The sequence below is a fragment of the Streptomyces sp. NPDC057543 genome (assembly GCF_042801895.1).
Lineage (GTDB): Bacteria > Actinomycetota > Actinomycetes > Streptomycetales > Streptomycetaceae > Streptomyces.
Genome location: NZ_JBHVFF010000043.1, coordinates 10,349 through 28,620, shown reverse-complemented (window position 1 = coordinate 28,620; position 18,272 = coordinate 10,349). Strand labels below are relative to the sequence as shown.

Below are 18,272 nucleotides of genomic sequence, written 5' to 3'. Positions count from 1 at the left end.
ACACGACGCACTCCTTACCACCGGTCGAGCCGGCGTGCCCGCAAACCTGATGCGCCGGGATGCCAGTGCCTCGAACTGCGTTGCTGCCCGAGGGACTCAGAAGGGATCACGATGGCAATGGCAAGCGACCTCAGCGCACCTGAACCGATCGCCGTGATCGGTCTGGCCTGTCGGCTGCCAGGTGCTTCTACGGTTGAGGAGCTGTGGGACCTGTTGCGGTCCGGTCGAAGCGCTGTCGGCGCCGCCCCGGCCGGCCGGGGTCTGCCCGCCGACCGCATGGGCGGCTTCCTGGCCGAGGTGGATCGGTTCGACCCCGAATTCTTCGGTATCCCGCCGCGCGAGGCCGTGAGCATGGACCCGCAGCAGCGGCTGGCGCTCGAACTTGCCTGGGAGGCACTGGAACACGCAGGCATCGTGCCGAGTACATTGCGACACAGCCGTACTGGCGTGTTCCTCGGTGCGATGACGGACGACTACGCGGAGCTGTGCCGGCAGCGCGGCGCGGCCGAGGCCGGCGCCACCACCCTCACGGGCCTCAACCGGAGCATCCTCGCCAACCGGATCTCCTACGTGCTCGGTCTCCGCGGACCGAGCATGACGGTCGACTCAGGACAGTCGTCGTCGCTTGTGTCGGTGCTGCTGGCCTGTGAGAGCTTGTGGTCGGGTGCCGCGACCACCGCACTGGCCGGCGGTGTGCAGCTGAACATCACCGACGGCGGGTTCGTGATCGCGGACCGCTTCGGGGCGTTGTCGCCGGACGGTCGCGCCTACACCTTCGACGCCCGGGCCGCCGGGTACGTGCGCGGCGAAGGCGGCGGCATGGTGGTGCTCAAACCGCTGGAGCGGGCCCTGGCGGACGGCGACAGAGTGCTTGGAGTGATCCGCGGCGGCGCGGTGAACAACGACGGCGGCGGTCCCTCGCTCACCTCACCCAGTGCCGATGCTCAGGTTGAGTTGCTGCGATCTGCCTACGCCAACTCCGGTGTTGATGCGGCCGAGGTCGGCTTCGTGGAACTGCACGGAACGGGCACCCCCACGGGAGATCCCGTTGAAGCCGCCTCGCTCGGTGCGGTGCTGGGAACGGTGCGGCCTGCGACTGCGCCGTTGCCGGTCGGCTCGGTCAAGACGGTGCTCGGTCACCTGGAAGGTGCGGCCGGCATCGCCGGTCTGCTGAAGGTCGTGCTGTGCCTGCACAATCGGATGCTCACCCCGAGCCTGAACTATCGCACCCCCAACCCGAAGATCGACCTGACTGCCACCCGCTTGACGGTGAACACGGAACTTCGGCCACTGACGTCGACCGGCCGTCCGCTGGTGGCCGGCGTCAGTTCCTTCGGCATGGGAGGTACCAACTGTCACCTGGTATTGGCCGAGTGGCAGGCCCCGTCGACAGCCGACTCCGACCCCGAGTCCGCTTCGGAGTCCGAGTCCGGGCCGTTTCCGGTGCTGCTTTCCGGCCGCACCGAGCAGGCCGTACGAGATCAGGCATCCCGATTGCTCACCCACGTGGACGCTCACCCGAGTCTGCCGCCGGCCGCGGTTGCGCACTCGCTGGCATCCACCCGCACCCATTTCGCGCACCGTGCCGGATTCATTGCCGGCGACCTCACCGGATTGCGCGCAGGGCTTGACGACCTGGTCGCCGGTGGGGGCCGTGCAGATGTGGTGGATGACGGGAAATGTGCGCTCCTGTTCACCGGTCAGGGCAGTCAGCGGCTCGGCATGGGCGTTGAACTGCGCCGCGCGGTACCCGCATTTGCGGACGCGTTCGACGCTGTTGCCGCGCGACTGGACCCGCTGCTGCCGCGACCACTGCGCGAGGTGCTCGACGGTACGGACGCCGACGTGCTCAACCGAACCGAGTATGCGCAGCCCGCGCTCTTCGCGTACGAGGTGGCGCTCGCCGCAACGCTGGACCGGTGGGGCGTGCGGCCAGATGTCCTTGTTGGACACTCGATCGGTGAGTTGGCCGCCGCGCGGACAGCCGGCGTGCTGTCGCTGGAAGACGCCGCGACGTTGGTGGCTGCGCGTGGTCGGCTGATGCAGGCGCTGCCGTCGATCGGCGCGATGGTGGCCGTGGAGGTGGCTGAGGCCGAACTCGGCCAACTCCCCGACGGCGTGGCCATCGCCGCGGTCAACGGCCCGACCGACACCGTGCTGTCCGGCGACCGCGACGCCGTGCTGGCGCTGGCACGCAGGTGGGAGTCGGCCGGGCGGCGGGTCCAGCGGTTGCGGGTCAGCCATGCTTTCCACTCGGCACACCTGGACCCGATGCTCGGCGAGTTTCAAGCTGTGGCGGAAACCCTCACCTATCAGCGGCCACGTCTGCCGATCGTGTCGGACTTGACCGGCGAGGTGATCGCGGCCGAGGAGATCTGCCAACCTGATTACTGGGTCCGGCATGTGCGAGGCACCGTGCGCTTCCTCGACGCGGTCCGCACGGCGCGGGCCCACGGTGTCACCCGCTTCCTGGAAGTCGGCCCGGATGCGGTGCTGACCGGCGCGGGCAGGCAGTGCGTCAGCGACGATACGTCGCTTTTCGCGTGCGCGGGCCGAGCACGCCGTCCGGAGGTTGCCACCCTGCTTGCCGCGCTCACGGCGTTCCACAGCCGAGGGGTTTCAATCGACTGGCCGACGGTGTTCGCGGACCTGGGCGTGCGGGCTCGTGAACGGACAGTGCTGCCCGCATACCCGTTCCAGCGCTCCCGGTTCTGGCTCGGCGACGAGCCGGCTGTCACGCGGTCCACGGATACGGCGTTGCCCGCGCTCACGGGCTCGGCGGTCAAGGACCTGGTGCTGGCCGAGGTGGCCGGAGTGCTCGGCCTGCCGTCTGCAACCGGCTTGGACGTCGGTGCCACGTTCCAGGGCCTGGGGCTGGACTCGGTGGGTGCAGTCGAATTGCGGAACCGACTCGTACGTCGCACCGGCCGGTCCGTCCCGGCCGGCCTCGTGTTCGATCACCCGACCCCGGCTGCGGTCATCAACCATGTGCGCGCACTCACCGACGGGGGGCCCGCTCCCGAGATTGCCCCGATGGTGTCGGACAACTCTGCCGGTGTTGATCCGGTGGTCATCGTGGGGATGGCCTGTCGTTTGCCCGGGGGCGTTGCCTCGCCGGAGGATTTGTGGCGGCTGGTGTCGGACGGGGTGGACGCGATCTCGCCGTTTCCCGCTGATCGGGGCTGGGACCTTGCCGCATTGTCCGATGCGGATGGCCCCGGTGGTTCGCGGACTCAATCTGGCGGCTTCCTGGCTGACGTCGCTGGTTTCGACGCCGGGTTCTTCGGGGTGTCGCCGCGGGAGGCGGTGGCGATGGATCCGCAGCAGCGGTTGCTGCTGGAGGTGTCGTGGGAGGCGTTGGAGCGGGCCGGCTTCGATGTCGGCGGGATGCGAGGAAGCCGGACGGGGGTCTTCACCGGCCTGATGTATCACGACTACGCAGCTGCCTACGATGGTGTGCCAACGCATTTGCGCGGCCATCGGATGACCGGCGGCGCGGGCAGCGTCGCGTCCGGCCGAGTCGCCTACCGGTTCGGCTTCGAGGGACCTGCGATCACCATCGACACAGCGTGTTCCTCGTCCTTGGTGGCCCTCCATCTTGCCGTGCGCTCGGTGCGCGGCGGGGAGTGCGACGTCGCCTTGGCCGGCGGCGTCACTGTGCTGTCCTCACCTTTCACGTTCGTGGAGTTCAGCCGCCAGGGTGGTCTGTCGGCAGACGGTCGCTGCCGGTCCTATGGCGACGGCGCGGATGGCACGGGATGGGCCGAGGGCGTCGGTGTGGTCGTGGTGGAGCGGTTGTCGAGGGCGCGGGAGTCGGGGCACCGGGTGCTGGCGGTGGTGCGTGGGACCGCGGTGAACCAGGACGGCGCCAGCAATGGCCTGACCGCACCCAATGGTCTGGCGCAGCAGCGGGTGATCCGGGCCGCCCTCGCCGATGCCGGCCTGTCGACCTCAGATGTCGATGTGGTGGAGGGCCACGGTACCGGTACCGCGTTGGGTGACCCGATCGAGGTGCAGGCGCTGTCGGAGACGTACGGCCGCGACCGGGTCACCGCGCCGCTGCTGCTCGGGTCGGTGAAGTCGAACATCGGTCACACTCAGGCTGCGGCCGGCGTGGCCGGTCTGGTGAAGATGGTGCTCGCCTTGGACGCCGGCGTGGTGCCCGGGTCGCTGCACGCCGACCCGGCGTCGTCGCATGTGGACTGGGCGGCGGGCGGGGTGGAGGTGGTGTCGTCGGGGTCGGTGGCGTGGCCGGAGAGTGGTCGGCCGAGGCGGGCAGGTGTGTCGTCGTTCGGAATCAGCGGAACGAACGCACATGTCGTACTCGAGCAGGCGGACGATGTAACCGAGCTGCCATCCCCGCCGTGGGACGGCGAGGGCCCGGTGCCGCTGGTGCTCAGCGCCCACGACCCCGAGGCGTTGCGCGCGCGAGCCGAGCAGTTCCAGTCCCTGCTCGCGGCTGTGGGCCCAGCTGATCTCGCGCACTCCCTCGCCCAGTTGGAGGCGTTCACCGAACGGGCCGTCGTGGTCGGCGCAGACGAAGGCACGCTGCAGGCCGGGTTGGTTGCCGTAGCCGAGGGACGGTCTGCACCGGGTGTGGTGCGCGGACAGTTCCAGTCGGGCGGGCGACTCGCGGTGCTGTTCACCGGGCAGGGCAGCCAGCGGGCCGGGATGGGCCGTGAACTGGCGTCCCGGTACCCGGTGTTCGCGGAGACACTCGACGAGATCTGCGGGGAACTGGACCGTTCGCTCGCGCCGCACGGTTACCGATCCGTCAGGGAGGTGATGTTCGCTCCCGAGGAGTCCACCGACGCGCACCTGCTCGACCGGACCGGCTATACACAGGCCGCGTTGTTCGCGTTCGAGGTCAGTATGTATCGGCTGGTGGAGAGTTGGGGCGTTCGGCCGGATGTGGTGGCCGGCCACTCCATCGGCGAGGTAACCGCAGCGCACGTCGCCGGGGTGCTGAGCTTGGCGGACGCGTGCGCGCTGGTCGCCGCCCGCGGCCGGCTGATGCAGGCGCTGCCCTCCGGCGGTGCGATGGTCGCGGTGGAAGCCGATGAGCGGCACGCCGCCGAATTGCTCCCGGCCGGGTCTGTCGACGTCGCGATCGCGGCCGTGAACGCGCCGAACGCCGTGGTGCTCTCCGGGACGCAGGCGGCGGTCGCTGCGGCCGCCGACGCACTCGGTTCGGCCGGACGCAGGACCACCTGGCTCAACGTCAGCCATGCCTTCCATTCGCCGCTGATGGAGCCGATGCTCGCCGAGTTCCGCGCGGTGTTGGAAACCCTCACCTTCGGGCCGCCCACGATCGCGCTTGTTTCCAACGTGACCGGGCGGTTCGCCGAGGACGATCTGATGCTCTCGCCGGATTACTGGATTCAGCATGCAAGCGTGCCCGTGCGTTTCCACGACGGCGTGCGCGCCCTGGTGGCCGATGGGGTCACCGCGACGTTCGAGGTGGGGCCCGCACCGGTTCTGACCGCGCTGGTCGAGCAGGCGTGCGCGGACGAGCCGATCGGGTGCGTGCCTGCCCAGCATCGCAACCGATCGGAGGTGGCCGGACTGATGACAGGACTGGCCGGGCTGCACGTCACCGGGATCGAGGTGGACTGGACGGTCGTGCTGCCGAAGGGGCGGCGAGTGCCCTTGCCGACGTATCCCTTCCAGCGCCGCCGGTTCTGGCTCGACCACCGTCCCGGCACCGCGCCCGCTTCGCTCGGCTTGCGGGTCGCGGCACATCCGCTGTTGGGCGCGAGGATCTACCTGCCCGGACACACCGAAGTGTTCACCACCGCCCTGTCGGTGGCCGCTGCTCCGTGGTTGGCCGACCACGTCGTTGCCGGCGCGGTCGTGGTTCCCGGCGCGGCGCTGGTCGAGCTCGTGCTCGCGGCAGGCGCCGAGGTCGGGGCCGGCGAGTTGGCGGAGCTGGTGCTGGCCGCTCCCTTGACCCTCACCGAGCAGGACCCGATGCTCGTCCAGATCGAGGTCGGAGCCGAGGACGCCGCGGGACGCCGCGCTGTCACGGTGCACTCGCGGGAAAATGGTTCGACGGCCTGGACCCGGCATGCCTCGGGCGCCCTCGTACCCGTTGGCACACCGCCCCCGACCGGTGCAGCTGTCCCGGTCGAGGCCGCTGCGGAGCTGTCGGTGGACGAGCTGTACAGCGGACTTGCGGCCACTGGCCTGAGCTACGGCCCAGCCTTCCGACGTGTGACTGCGGTGTCAGCTGCCCGCGAAACCGTTCTGGCCGACGTCAGGATCGCCGAGGACGCCGCCGGTTACCTCGTCCACCCAGTACTGCTCGACGCGGCCCTGCATGGCGCCGGCGTGCTGAGTTTCTTCACCGCCGAGGCAGGACCCCGCCTGCCGTTCTCCTGGTCCGGGGTTCGGGTGCACGAACCCGGCGCGACAGTTGCGGCGGTCCGGATCACCCGGTTGCGGGAGGACACCATCCGGGTCGAGCTGGCTGACCCGGCCGGGAAGCCGGTCGTGACCGTGGACGAGATGACTGTGCGTACGGTGCCGGCCGACCGCTTGGCCGGCACGGCTGAGCGCCCGCTGCGCATCGACTGGATTCCGATCGACGCGAGAACCGGTGCCACCGGCTCGGTCGCGATCGTGGACGAGCCCTTCACCGGCCTGACCGAGGCGTTGTCCCACCACGGGCGCGCCGTCACCCGGCTTCCTGACCTGGCCGCGCTCGACAAGGCGGATCACCTCCCGGACATGGTCGTTCTGCCGTGGCGTACAGGCACCGAGGACGACATGCCTGCGCGGGTCCATGCCGCGGCCCGGCGGGCACTCGCGGCGCTCCAGGCCTGGTTGAGCCGAGACCGCGGAACGGCGCGGCTCGTGGTGCTGACCGAGGACCGGCCGGAATTGGACACCGCTGCGGTGCGCGGGCTGATTCGATCGGCGCAGCGCGAGCACCCGGGCCGGGTACTGCTCGTCGAGACGGACGGCAAACCTGTCTCGCTCGCCTCTCTACCAGCCGTGCTCACTCTCGACGAACCGCAATCGTCCATCCGGAACGGACGGATCGCGGTGCCCCGGCTCGGGCCCGCGGGCCAAGGCACGGCTCCGACATGGCGGCCGGACGGCACCGTACTGATCACCGGGGCCAGCGGTGCGCTCGGCGACCTGATCGCGCGACACCTGGCCACCACGCATGGCGTACGCCGGCTGCTGCTGGCCAGTCGGCGGGGCTCGGCCGCCCCGAACGCGAACGTACTCAGGGACGCGCTCACCGAATCCGGGGCTGAAGTGGTGTTCGCCGCGTGCGATGTCGCCGACCGGGCCGCTGTGGCGGACCTGCTGGCCGGCATCCCGGCGAACCGGCCGCTCACCGGCGTCGTACACGCGGCAGGTGTACTGGACGACGGAGTGACCGAGGCACTCACACCGGAGCGGCTCGCCGGGGTTCTACGGCCGAAAGTGGACGCGGCCTGGCACCTGCACACGCTCACCGCGGACCTCGGCCTCGACCATTTCGTGCTGTTCTCCTCCGCCTCGGCGGTGTTCGGCGCGGCCGGGCAAGCGAACTACGCGTCGGCGAACGCGTTCCTGGACGCGCTGGCTGAACAGCGCGTCGCGGTCGGGCTGCCGGCTACGGCGATGGCATGGGCGCCGTGGCGTGAAGCGGGCATGGCCGGCTCGGTCGGTGCCGGCGACCTGGCGCGGCTCGCTCGCCTCGGCATGGCGGCCATCTCGAACGAGCAGGGCCTCGCCCTGTTCGACGCCGCACTGTCCGCACCGGACGCCGCGGTTGTACCGCTGCGGGTCGACAGGGCCGCGCTTGCCGACCGACCCACCGAACTGCCCGCGCTGCTACGCGGCTTGGTTCACGTGAGCGCCGTATCCCCGGCTGCTCCCGATGCCACCGCCCAGGCGACATTCGTGGACCGCCTGTCAGGTCTGTCCGTCCCGGAGCGTGAGCAGGCGGTAGCCGCACTGCTCCGTGCCGAGGTCGCCACGGCGCTGGGCGGCGGTGCTGTCGATACGCGGCGCGGCTTCCGCGATCTGGGGGTCGACTCACTCATCGCGCTGGAACTGCGCAACCGGCTCATCGCCGAGACCGGGCTGGCACTCTCCACCACCGTTGTCTTCGACTACCCGAGCCCCGCCTTGCTGGCCGCGCACATCAGCGAGGCACTCGCCGGCGACGCCCCTGTCGCGGCATCGGATGACGAGCCTCCGGGCGGACCGCCCGACGATGTGCGGGGCGACGAGGAAATCGACCTCGACAGCCTGGACGTAGCCGAGTTGGTGCGGCTGGCCAGGGCCGAGCACGGCCCGGGAATGAACAGTCAGGAGACGACGACATGAGCAGCCGATCCCCCTCACCTGACGCGGTCGTCGAGGCGTTGCGCGAGTCCCTGCGGGAGGCCGGCCGGCTACGCAAGGAGAACAATCGACTCACGGAGGCCGCACGCGAACCGATCGCGGTCATCGGCATGGGCTGCCGCTACCCGGGAGGCGCCGACACACCGGAGCGGTTCTGGGACCTGTTCGTGCACGAGGTCGACGCGATCTCGGAGTTCCCGGCCGACCGCGGCTGGGACCTGGATGCGATCTACGACCCTGACCCGGCTCGCCCCGGAACCTCGTACACCCGGCACGGTGGGTTCCTCACTGATCCGCTCGGGTTCGACGCCGAGTTCTTCGGCATCTCGCCGCGCGAGGCGCTGGCCATGGACCCGCAGCAACGGCTGCTCCTGGAGACCTCGTGGGAGGCGGTCGAGAGAGCCGGGATCGACCCCACCACGCTGCGCGGCAGCCGCACCGGCGTGTTCGCCGGCGTCATGTACTACGACTACGCGACCCGTCTGCCTACCGCACCTCCGGAGCTGGAGGGCTACCTGGGGACCGGCAGCTACGGCAGCGTCGCCTCCGGCCGGCTGTCCTATGTGCTCGGACTGGAGGGCCCCGCCGTATCGGTGGATACCGCATGCTCTTCGTCGTTGGTCGCTCTGCACCTGGCAATGCAGGCGCTACGTCAGGGTGAGTGCGAGATGGCGCTGGCGGGCGGCGCGACTGTGCTGTCGACCCCGTTCCCGTTCGTAGAGTTCAGCCGCCAGCGGGCGCTGGCCGTCGACGGCCGCTGCAAATCGTTCGCCGCCGCCGCCGACGGCACCTGCTGGGGTGAGGGCGCGGGCATGCTGGTGCTGGAGCGGCTGTCCGCCGCCCGCCGCAACGGCCATCCCGTGCTGGCCGTGTTGCGTGGCAGCGCGGTCAACCAGGACGGTGCCAGCAACGGCCTGACCGCGCCGAACGGCCCGTCCCAGCAGCGGGTCATCCACGCTGCGCTTGCCGGCGCCGGGCTGCGTCCTTGCGATGTGGACGTTGTGGAAGCGCACGGCACAGGCACACCGCTGGGCGATCCCATCGAGGCACAGGCGGTGCTCGCCACCTACGGCCGACACCGTGGCGACGCGGCTCCGGTGCTGCTTGGATCGGCGAAGTCGAACATCGGACATACCCAGGCCGCGTCCGGCGTGGGCGCCGTGATCAAGATGGTGCTGGCCATGAGGGCCGGTACGGTGCCGCGCACTCTGCACGTGGATCAGCCGTCGCCGCACGTGGACTGGACGGCCGGTGCGGTGGAACTGGTGACGGAGGCGACACCGTGGCCCGAGGCGCATCGTCCACGCCGGGCAGCCGTCTCCTCGTTCGGCATCGGCGGCACCAACGCGCACCTCATCGTGGAGGCGGCGCCCGCCGAGTCCGACGACACAGCGGTGCGCAAGGTCCCGCCCGTGGCGCCGGTCGCGGTGTCCGGCCGGAACGACGCGGTCCTCGCGGCGAACGCGAAGCTGCTGACCGGCCTGGCATCCGCCGAACCCACCGACATCGGGCTGTCCACGTTCACTGCTCGCGCCGCGGCCGACCTGCGCGCCGTAGTGCTCGCCGCCGACAGCGCAGAGCTGACCGAGGGCTTGACCGCGCTCGCCGAGGGCCGCGTCACCGCCTCAGTGGTCACCGGGCAGGTCACCGACGGCAGCCTCGCGTTCCTGTTCACCGGACAGGGAAGCCAGCGCCTGGGCATGGGCCGGGAACTGTGTGCCCGCCAGCCGGTGTTCGCTGCCGCGATGGATGAGGCCTGCGCCGAACTCGACCGGCACCTGGATCCGCCGCTGCGTACGGTGCTGTTCGCCGAGCACGACAATCCGGACGCCGCACTGCTGGACCGCACGGACTACGCGCAGGCCGCGCTGTTCGCCATCGAGGTCAGTTTGTACCAGCTCGTCGCCTCGCTCGGGTTGCGGCCCGACTACCTGGCCGGCCACTCGATCGGCGAGGTTGCCGCCGCACGGGTCGCAGGGGTGCTGTCACTGCGGGACGCGGCCGAACTGGTGACCAGCCGAGGTCGGCTGATGGCGGCGCTGCCCGAGGGCGGGGCAATGGTCGCGGTGCAGATCGGCGAACAGGAGGCCGCCGAGTTGCTGGCCGAGCGGTCCGGCATCGCCATCGCCGCAGTGAACGGGCCCGGCTGGGTGGTGCTGTCCGGTGTCGAGGACGAGATGCTCGCGGTGACCCGGCAGTGCGCGGACGCCGGCCGCAGGACCCGGCCGCTGAGAGTCAGCCACGCCTTCCACTCCCCGCTGATGGAGCCGATGCTGGCAGAGTTCCGCACCGTCGCCGCGCGCCTGGACTACCACCCACCGGTCATTCCGATCGTGTCCACGGTGACCGGCCGGTCGGTGAGCCGCGCCGAGCTGTGCACACCGGACTACTGGGTGGATCAGGTGCGGGCCGCGGTCCGATTCGGTGATGCGGTGCGCTGCCTGGTCGACGAGGGCGTGCGCACGTTTGTCGAACTGGGTCCGGATGGCGTCCTCAGCATGCTCGGGCGGGAATCGATGGAAGACGCCGAGATCGATGTCGAGGTCGACTTCGTGCCCCTGGTCCGTCGGGACCGTGCCGAGCCGCTGGGGCTGGCGCATGCGTTGGCCCGGCTCTGGGTACGCGGCGTGGCGATCCGGATGGCCACGCTGTTCGACGGTACCGGAGCACGCCCGGTCGACCTGCCCACCTCCGCCTTCCAGCGGACCCGCTACTGGCTGGACGCGGTGCGGCCGGCCATCGATCCGAGTGGGCATGGGCAGGGGAGGACCGGGCATCCGCTGTTGACCAGCGTGATCGCGCGAGCGGACGCCGACGAGTTCGTGCTGACCGGGCGGGTCGGCTTGGACACCCATCCCTGGCTCGCCGACCACGCGGTGTTCGGGACCGCGTTGGTGCCCGGCGCGGCACTGGTCGATCTCGCCGTGCGCGCCGGCGACCACTGCGGTCACCCGATGCTGGACGAGCTGGCCATCGAGGCGCCCATCCCGCTGGCTGCCGCGAGGCAGGTGCAAATGATCGTCGGAGCACCGGACGAGGCAGGGCGGCGTCCGCTGTCGATTCATTCGCGACCGGAACGCGACGAGCCCGAGCCATGGACCCGACACGCCACCGGCACGGTCAGCCGCTGGAGCGATGGCGAGCCCACTGTGGACTTGACGAGGTGGCCGCAGCTTGACGGGGAACCGGTTGACGTGGCCGGCTGGTACGACGAATTGGCCGACCGCGGCCTCGGCTACGGCCCGGCCTTCCGAGGTCTGCGCACGGCCTGGCGCCGAGGCAGCGCGGTGTACGCGTCGGTCCGGCCCGAGGGGCTGGACCCGACCGGCTACGGACTGCATCCCGTGGTGCTGGACAGCGTGCTGCACGCGCTCGGCCTTGTCGCGCCGGCCGACACAGCGGTGAAGCTGCCGTTCGTGTTCCGTGGCGTGCGACTCCACAGGACCGGTGCCGTGGCGGTGCGAGCGCGAATCGAACCGGTCGGTGCGGACACCGTCGCGGTGGACCTCGTGGACGACGACGACCGCCCGATCCTGTCGATCGACGCTCTGGCCGTGCGCGGTGTCACGGAGAACCAGTTCGCCTCCTTCGACGGCAGTGATCCCGCCGCTGACGCGCTGTTCGCTGTGGACTGGGTGCCGCTGCCTGCCGGTCCCGCGCCGGCCGTACCGTCCATTCGGCATGTGGACACGCTCGCCGACCTCACCGAACCGGTCGTCACCGGCGACGTCGTGGTGCTGCGCGTGCCGAGCACGGGCGGCCCGACGCCTGAGCGCGTCAGGGCCATCACTGCCGCCGTGCTCGAGGTGGTAGCCGGCTGGTTGGCCGAAGAGCGGTTCGCGGCCGCGCACCTGGTGCTGGTCACCACGGGGGCGGTCGCTGTCGGCGTCGATCCGCGGATCACCGATCTGGCGCACGCGGCGGTGTGGGGACTGGTGCGGTCCGCGCAGGCCGAGCAGCCCGGCCGGATCACACTGGTCGACCTCGACGAGCCCGCCGCCATGCCCGACGAGGTGTTCCGCACCGAGGAGCCACAACTGGCGGTGCGCGCAGGACAAGTGCTGGTGCCCCGGCTCAGTGCCGTCGGCAGCGCGTCGCCGACCACGCTCGATCCGCAAGGGACGGTGCTGATCACTGGTGCCACCGGTGCGCTGGGCGCGCTGCTGGCCCGTCACCTCGTTCACCGGCACGGCATTCGGTCTTTGCTGCTCGCCGGACGGCGGGGCACCGCAGCTCCGGGAATCGCTGAGCTGACCGCCGAGCTTCGGGCGGCCGGGGCGACGGTTCGAGTGGTGGCCTGCGACATGGCCGACGCCGCGCAGGTGCGGGCACTGGTCGCCGAGACCCCGTCCGAGTATCCGCTCACCGCGGTGGTGCACGCTGCGGGCGTGCTCGACGACGCGGTAGTGGGCGGGCTTACCGGCCGAAGGCTTGATGCCGTGCTGCGACCCAAGGTGGATGGCGCCTGGTATTTGCACGAGGCCACCGAGGGCCTGGACCTCACCGCTTTCGTGCTGTTCTCCTCGATCGCCGGAACGCTTGGCATCGCCGGCCAGGCGGCATACGCGGCCGGAAACGCGTTCCTGGACGCGCTGGCCCGGCGGCGAAGCGCCGAAGGCCGCGCTGCGCTCTCGCTGGCCTGGGGGCCATGGGAGGACGGCATGGCCGCCTCGCTCGGCACCGCTGATCGCGCCCGGCTGGCCCGCTCCGGAATGGTCCCGCTCACCCCGGAGCTGGGTCTCGCGCTTTTCGATGCGGCCCTGGGCCACCCGAGGACGGAGGTGGTGCCGGTGAGCCTCGACCGCCGCGCGCTGCGCTCCGCCGTGGGCCTCCCGGCCATCCTGCGCGGCCTCGCACCGGCCATCCGCCCCGTCGCTCGCCCGGATGTGAGCCTGGTACGGCGGCTGGCCCTGGCCGGCGAGGCACAGAGGCTGCCGCTACTGGTTGACCTGATCTGCACCGAGGCGGCCTACACCCTGGGCTTGCCGGATGCCGCCGCCATGTCGGGGCGGCGCAGCTTCAGCGACATCGGCTTCGACTCACTCACCGCGTTGGAACTGCGAGCCCGGTTGTCCGCCGCGATTGGCCTGCGGCTGCCGGCCACCCTTCTCTTCGACCATCCGAGTCCGGACGAACTGGCCGTCTGGCTGATGTCCGAACTTGAGCCCACTGGCAGTACCGCACCGCTCGACGCGCCACCGACCGGTAGCCCGGCCGAAGACGATCCGGTGGTGATCGTCGGCATGGCCGGGCGCTATCCCGGTGGGGTGCGCTCCGCGGAGGATCTGTGGCGTCTGGCGGAGGAAGGTGTGGACGCGATCTCGCCGTTCCCCACCGACCGCGGGTGGGACCTGGCGACGCTGTTTGATCCGGACAAAGGTCGGCAGGGCACCTCGGCGACCCATTTCGGTGGCTTTTTGAACGATGCAGCTGGTTTTGACGCAGGGTTCTTCGGAGTGTCGCCGCGGGAGGCAGTGGCGATGGATCCGCAGCAGCGGTTGCTGTTGGAGGTCTCGTGGGAGGCGTTGGAGCAGGCCGGCATCGACGCCGACGAATTGAGGGGTGCGCGGGCCGGTGTCTTTGCCGGTCTGATGTACCACGACTACGGGAGCCGGTTGCCGTCCGTGCCGGCCGAGGTCGAGGGCTACCTCAGTACCGGGACGGCCAGCAGCGTCGCCTCGGGCCGCGTTGCGTACACGCTGGGGCTGGAAGGCCCGGCGATCACCGTTGACACCGCGTGTTCCTCGTCGTTGGTGGCCCTGCACCTTGCCGTGCGCTCGGTGCGCAGCGGGGAGTGCGAGGTCGCCTTGGCCGGCGGTGTCACCGTGATGTCCTCGCCCTTCACGTTCGTGGAATTCAGCCGGCAGGGCGGTCTGTCGGCCGACGGTCGGTGCCGGGCGTACGGCGAGGGTGCGGATGGCACGGGCTGGGCCGAAGGCGTCGGCGTGGTCGTGGTGGAGCGGCTGTCCACGGCGCGCCTGCGTGGTCACCGGGTGCTGGCGGTGGTGCGTGGGACCGCGGTGAACCAGGACGGCGCCAGCAACGGCCTGACCGCGCCGAACGGTCCGTCTCAGCAGCGGGTGATCCGGGCCGCTCTCGCCGACGCGGGTCTGTCCACGTCGGATGTTGATGTGGTGGAGGGGCATGGTACGGGCACGGCATTGGGTGACCCGATCGAGGTGCAGGCGTTGCTGGAGACGTACGGTCGGGACCGAGCCGGCAGTCCGTTGTTGTTGGGCTCGGTGAAGTCGAACATCGGTCACACCCAGGCGGCGGCCGGTGTGGCAGGGGTGATGAAGATGGTGTCGGCGCTGGGTGCTGGGGTGGTGCCGGGGTCGTTGCACGCCGAGCGGTGGTCGGCGCATGTGGACTGGTCGTTGGGCGGAGTGGATGTGGTGTCGTCGGGATCGGTGGCGTGGCCGGTGACCGGTCGGCCGCGGCGGGCCGGTGTGTCGTCCTTCGGAATCAGCGGGACGAACGCACACGTGATCCTCGAACAGCCCCCGGAGGAGATCCCCCGTCACTCCGCACCTGACGCGGGGGTGGTTCCGATTCCGCTGTCGGCAGCGACCGTTGCCGCGTTACGCGGGCGAGCCGCAGACATGGCTTCCGTGCGGGCACCCGTGGCCGACATCGGGTTCACCTCGGGTGTGGCGCGCGCGGCGCTCGCTGAGCGGGCCGTCGCCGTGGTCGCAGACAAGGCCGAACTGCACGCTGCCCTCGACGCGATCGCCACGGGCCGGCCTGCTCCCGGCGTCTCGCAAGGGCGGGGCGCAGACCCACGTATCGCCGTGCTGTTCACCGGCCAAGGCAGCCAGCGGCTCGGCATGGGCCGGCGCCTCGCCGGCCGTTTCCCGATTTTCGCCGAGGCGTTCGACTCCGCGATCGACCTGCTGGACACCCACCTCGAACGGCCGCTGCGGACCATCCTGTCCGGCACCGACGCGGACGAACTCGATCAGACCGGCTATGCCCAGGCGGCGCTGTTCGCGTTCGAGGTGGCAGCGTTCCGGCTGGTCGAGTCCTGGGGTGTCCGGCCGGAATTCGTCGCCGGCCACTCCATCGGCGAACTCGCTGCGGCCCATGTCGCGGGTGTCCTGGACCTCCCGTCCGCGGCGGCCCTGGTCGCCGCGCGCGGCCGGTTGATGCAGGCGCTGCCCGCCGGCGGCGCGATGGTGTCCGTGGAAGCGGGCGAGGCGACGGTTCGCGAGGTGCTCGCGGCCGTTGGCGGGACCGTCGCGGTGGCCGTAGTGAACGGCCCTCGCTCTGTCGTGGTGTCCGGCGCGAGTGACGACGTGCAACGGGTCGTCGAAGAACTGGCCGCGGCCGGACACAGGACACGGCGATTGCGGGTGAGCCACGCATTCCATTCGCCGTTGATGGAACCGATGCTCGACGAATTCCGCTCGGTCGCCGAACGGATGCCGTTCCATCCGCCGGTGCTGCCCGTGGTGTCGAACATGACCGGGCGCATCGCGACCGCGGACGAACTGTGCGATCCCGGCTACTGGGTGCGGCATGTGCGTGAGGCAGTGCGCTTCCACGAGGGCGTGTGCGCGCTGCGCGCGGCCGGGGCCGGCGCGTTCCTGGAAATCGGCCCGGACGCGGTACTCACCGCGCTGGTGCGTGAAACGCTGGCGGACGACGCTGCCACCGATGTGCTGGCCGTGCCATTCCAGCACCGGGACAAGGACGAGATCCGCACCGGCCTCAACGCGCTCGGTACATTGTGGACCGCGGGTGCGCCAGTGGCGTGGGACACGGTGTTCGGCGGCACCGGCGCTCGCCGGACCGACCTGCCCAGCTACCCGTTTCAGCACCAGCGGTACTGGCTCGACGCGCCGGTGAAGGACCCTGCAGGCACCACCGGGATCGGCGCGGACGCACAGTTCTGGGCGGCGGTCGACGCCGGCGACCTGGCGTCGCTCGCGGACGGACTCGGCCTGCCGGAGCGGACAGTGCAGCCGGTGGCGTCCGCGTTGTCCGCATGGCGCCGGACCAGCCGTGGCCGGGTGGGACTCGATGCGGCCCGATACCAAGTGTCGTGGCAGCCGGTCACCATGCACCCGGCCCGGCTGTCCGGGACCTGGCAGGTGATCGTGCCGACGGGGCTGGACCGCGCGCTGATCGCTGCCCTCGAATCGGGACTCGCGGCGGTCGGCGCCGAGCCGGTCACTGTCGAGATCGATCCGGCCACGGTCGACGCCGACGAACTGCGGTCGCGACTGGCGCAGAGCGCCGGGGTACTGTCCCTGCTGGGTCTGGCCGACACTCCTGACCCCGAACAACCGCTCCTGCCTGGCGGCGTCGCCGCGACCCTCGCGCTGGTGCAGGCGTCGATGGGCCGGGGTGTCCCGGTGTGGCTGATCAGCGCCGGCGCGGTCACCACCGGACCGGAATTCCTGGCGAGCCCGGTCGGTGCGCAGCTATGGGCACTGGGCCGGGCGGCCGCGGTGGAGCACCCGCACGACATCGTGGGCCAGGTCGATCTGCCCGCCGACCCGAGCCGGCACGAGCTGGGCCGGCTCGGTCCACTGATCGGCGCTGCTCTGGCCGGCGGAGAGACCGAACTCGCCATCCGACCGTCCGGCGGACTCGTCCGGCGACTGGTCCGCGCCGCCGGACCCGGCCGAGCCACCCAGGAGTGGTCGGCGACCGGGCCGGTTCTGGTGACCGGCGCGGCGACCGCCGCCGGTGTCAGGGCCGCGCGCTGGCTGGCGCGGTCCGGTGTCGACCAGCTCATACTTGTCGGCGAACCCGACGCCGGTCAGGTTGCGACATTGGCCGAGCTGGGTGCCACCGTCACCGCGGTGCCCGTGCCGGACGGACGGGAGGCGGTTGCGACGTTGCTGGCTTGTCATCGGTTGCGGGCGGTGGTGTGCGTCGCTGGACAGCCGCAGGTGGCGAGCCTGGCCGAGACCAGCTTGGCCGAATTCGCCGAAGGCGTTGCCGATGCCGCGCTCGGAGTGTGGTTGCACGACCTGCTGGCCGACACAGACCTGGAAGCGTTCGTCACCGTCGTCCCCGCGGACACGGTATGGGGTGTCGCCGGACAAGCCGCGCACAGCGTGGGCTGGGCTCGGGCAGAAGCACTCGCCGACCGCCGGCGCTACAGCGGCCGGCAGGCCGGTGTGGTGGCGCTCGGGGCGTCGGCCGATGACACATCGGATCACACCGACGCCGAACTCGACCCGCGGGGCCGGCTCGGCCTGCGCGCGCTCGACTTGGATGTGGTGTCGGCGGCGCTGGCGGAAGCGGTCGAGCCAGGTTCGCCGGCCTGCGTGGTCGCCGACGTGGACTGGCCTCGGTTCGGCCCTGCGCTCACATCGACCCGCCCGACACGGCTGCTTGCCGAACTGGTCGAACCGGTAGGACCGACCAGCGACGGTGATCAACGCGAGCACCGGGCGGGAGCGTGGGTGGATCGGTTGGCCGGGCTCGGCGCAGCCGACCGGACGCGGTTGCTGCTCGATCTGGTGCGCAGCGAGGTCGCGCTGGTCCTCGGTCATTCGGTGCCGGACGCGGTGGCGCCGGATGCCACACTGCGGGACCTCGGATTGGACTCGCTCGCCGCTGTCACCTTGCGCAACTCGCTGGCGGCCACGACCGGTCTGTCCGTGCCAGCCACCCTTGCGTTCGAACATCCGAACCCCTCGGCCATTGCCGAGTTTCTCTCGGACCAACTCGCGTCGCCCTCGGCGCCACCGGTCGACATCGACATCGACCTCGGTCGGATCCGGGCGGCCGCGCTCACGGTCGACGACGATGAACGGGCGCGGATCGCCGACCTACTGCGGCAGCTCACCGCCGAATTGTCCGGTCGGTCCTCCGTGGCCGCTGAACTGGCGGACGCGGACGACGAGGACGTCTTCGCCTTCATTGACAACGAACTGGGCATCGGCAACGAGGATCACTATGTCTGACGA

General features: G+C 70.8%; 2 protein-coding genes. Both read left to right on the top strand.

Annotated features, from left to right (window positions below; genetic code table 11):
- Positions 1–111 precede the first annotated feature (111 nt).
- Complete coding sequence (locus tag ACFU8Q_RS10505; protein ID WP_384450747.1) at positions 112–8,328, top strand: type I polyketide synthase; 8,217 nt, start codon at positions 112–114, stop codon at positions 8,326–8,328.
- Positions 8,325–18,269: a type I polyketide synthase gene (locus tag ACFU8Q_RS10500; protein WP_384450744.1), complete on the top strand. Its 9,945-nt coding sequence runs from the start codon at positions 8,325–8,327 to the stop codon at positions 18,267–18,269. Before ACFU8Q_RS10505 ends, ACFU8Q_RS10500 begins: the two co-directional genes overlap by 4 nt.
- Positions 18,270–18,272: the final 3 nt, after the last annotated feature.

Excerpts from the sequence above, each read along its gene's own strand:
- ACFU8Q_RS10505 (WP_384450747.1), top strand. The coding sequence starts at position 112 with ATGGCAATGGCAAGCGACCTCAGCGCACCTGAACCGATCGCCGTGATC.
- ACFU8Q_RS10500 (WP_384450744.1), top strand. The coding sequence starts at position 8,325 with ATGAGCAGCCGATCCCCCTCACCTGACGCGGTCGTCGAGGCGTTGCGC.